This window comes from Cupriavidus sp. WS, from assembly GCF_000395345.1.
GTDB classification, from domain to species: domain Bacteria; phylum Pseudomonadota; class Gammaproteobacteria; order Burkholderiales; family Burkholderiaceae; genus Cupriavidus; species Cupriavidus basilensis_B.
Window position 1 is genome coordinate 1 of the sequence record NZ_AQPL01000741.1, and the last position, 420, is coordinate 420.

Genomic DNA, 420 nt, shown 5'->3' on the forward strand with positions numbered 1-420 from the left:
CGGTAGGTGTGGCGGCTGGTTCGGCAGCGGACAGCATGTCCATCGCCGACAGCAAGGCATCGCCTTCGATCGGCCCCTGCAGCAGGATGGCCTGGCCCGTCTGGCGATCAAGCAGGCGCAGCGACGGCGTGGCCGTTACACCACTTTTCGTGGCTTCCACGGCCTGGGCATGGATGACTGCATCGGCCCGCTCGCTTGCCATGCACTGTTCGACGGCCGGCGTAGATTCGGGGTAGCGCAGGCCATCGGGCAATCCCTGGCCGTCGCTGCGTGTGTGAGCATAGACCCACTCGACGGCCTGCCAGAAGGCAGCATGCCCGCCAGCTTCGGCGACGCACTCGACAAGACGCGCCTCGGCCGACGCGGCCGGCTCGTGCGCGGCCAACGGCTGGTGGTGCCATTGCAGGACCACATCGGCGT

1 protein-coding gene is annotated in these 420 nt (G+C 67.9%); it reads right to left on the reverse strand.

What is annotated here, in order from left to right:
• Positions 1 to 420, reverse strand: a 420-nt coding sequence (locus tag K206_RS0136980) for a thioredoxin domain-containing protein (protein WP_020207204.1), incomplete at both ends; no start/stop codon positions are given.